Here is a 2,164-nt window from a genome sequence, read left to right as displayed (position 1 = left end):
GTGAGTTCCTCGAACAGGGCGGCCAGGGCGATCGCGCAGCGTGGCAGCCACTCGACACATCGCTGATAGGTGGGTAGTCGGGGAAACTCGCTACGCAGGTATCGGCCAACAGGGTTCAGATAGAAGGATTTAAACTGTCGGTAGCGAATCTGGTGGAATAGCACGACCAGCGTCATCAACTCCGGCACGGATAGGCTGCCTTTCCTCGACCGATGGCGCTTGCCATCGGTCAGCAGCCGGGCGTTGAGTTGAGGTTCGAACGCTTCGTAAAAGTCGTCCATCCGGCAGTCAGTCTCGGTCAGATCGTCCATGATGAGGCCTCCGTGTACGGGGTTGATCAGGTCATGCACTCAATGAATCAAGACAACGTTGACGATCATCCGTTTCTCATCAATGGGTTAGCGCCACATTTTTGGCTTCGTTATCCCGAACTGACGTTAACCTATTGACACAAGGGGCGCTAATGGGTAACCCCGCGCTTGCGTCTCCGCTGCCAGCGAGAGGCTGCTAGCGCCATCAAGCCCAGTGCCCAAGAAGAGGCTGGTTCGTCGACTGGCCTACTGAAATCCAAGGGGTGAACCGAGAACTCTGAACCATCCGCAAATTCAAGACTAAGGTTACTCAAACCCTCGAGCACTTCCGGTTCTGCAAAAAAACCGGTAAGCTTCAAGGTCGATCCGAAATTCGACTCAGAATTTCCATCAATATAGGCAAGGGTACTGGTCCCTGCAGAGAATCCCATCCAGCCGGAAGAAACTGTCTCGATTGGAACGCGAAGCTTTGTATTCCACGATACTGTCGAGTCAAAACTTATTGAATCTCCCTCATCGGGATTGTAGCCGATTGCCGCTAAGCTACCTTCAAGATCAAATCTCAGCGAATCGAAAAATCCCTGGAATGAATTTACCGCCGCGCTGATTGTGCTACAAGGCAGCTCTGAATTCACACCTGAAATGGAAACCTTCGGGCAAATACGAAGACTTGCTGTTGTCGTACTCTCTGCAGCTGCTCCTGTGGCATAAAACAGTGGGATTCCGCGAACAACATATACCCCGGCGCTCCCCTCATTAACGCCGTACCCTCTCAATTGCCAACCGACCTCGGCAAGAGCAAAACCTCCTGTAACAGGGGTAGTCGCTTCGTAGGATCCGGTTAATGTGGCCTCAGCAACTAGTGGAAGCACGCGACCATCACCACCCTTCACCGTGAAAAAACCATCCCATCCAGCACCTGTGCCGCTGTGAAAGCCAAGACTGGAAGCGCCTGCACGACTTGCAACGTGGACAGCCCCGGGGCCCGCCTGCGCTTGCGCCTGAAGGCCAAATTCGGCATAAGCTGCTGACGAACTCGCCGTGGAACCCGGAGTTCCATAGAACGTATCGGTTCCTTCCACTGGGTTGACGGACGCGTAGGCGTCGACAGCATACCCAGATAACCGCCAGGGAACGCCATCGTTTACCATAGTCAAGACATAAGCATTTGCGCTTGAACCCACAAACAACAACAAGGCTGCACTTAAGGAAACGCTGGTACTGGCGGCATCCATGTGGCGGAGCTTCTTAGGGCTTTCAACACCATTCACCGATTGATCCATATCGGTTGCTGCGCGGCGCCGAAAAACCACGCACAGAAGGCCAAGACCTACGGCGATAAGCACTAGACCGTAGCCGTAGTAGAGAGCCGGATACTCACCAACATATCCCAGTCCAACTGGTACGGAGTACCAACCGGAATCGACGGTAGCCACATGCCGTTCTACTCCCGAATAGACGATATCCTGATACCCATAGGGTGCATGCAAGTCCGAGCCGTAGCCGGAAACGGTTATTGCGGAATCTGCCATGGCTTCCCCCGATGCCGCCATAGCAATCAGCAGAGCCGCCGCAATGTTGAAGAACAATTTTTCCAACATGTCTAAACCTTCCCCTCTTTAAAGACAAACAGTCACATGGAAGCAAATATCTTGCCATGATTAACATGTCATTCAAGAACAACAGCTTAACGCAACGCAACGCAACGCAAGTGTAAAAATTTCCGACATTTCTAGCGAAGGTCCGTACGCAGAGCGGGGTCACCCATTAGCCGGCCCCTGTCAACAGGTTAAAAAAAGGCTATGTCTGCGTTAAGTGTTGGTCCCCCGCTGGGGGTGCCCCGAAGGCCTGCC

At 53.2% G+C, this 2,164-nt stretch carries 1 protein-coding gene and 1 pseudogene; both read right to left on the bottom strand.

The window, feature by feature from the left end; all coding sequences use genetic code 11:
- Nucleotides 1-311 (bottom strand): annotated as a pseudogene (locus VSS37_RS10475) (IS982 family transposase); the annotation flags it as partial.
- 149 nt (nt 312-460) lie between these two features.
- Nucleotides 461-1,912 (bottom strand): hypothetical protein, encoded by a 1,452-nt coding sequence (locus tag VSS37_RS10470; protein ID WP_324694990.1) that lies wholly within the window; start codon nt 1,910-1,912, stop codon nt 461-463.
- Between the last annotated feature and the right edge of the window lie 252 nt (nt 1,913-2,164).

The organism is Candidatus Thiothrix phosphatis, assembly GCF_035668035.1.
In the GTDB taxonomy this organism is placed as follows: Bacteria; Pseudomonadota; Gammaproteobacteria; order Thiotrichales; family Thiotrichaceae; genus Thiothrix; species Thiothrix phosphatis.
Note: the sequence above shows the minus strand (reverse complement) of the source record. Positions and strands in the feature narration are given on the sequence as shown.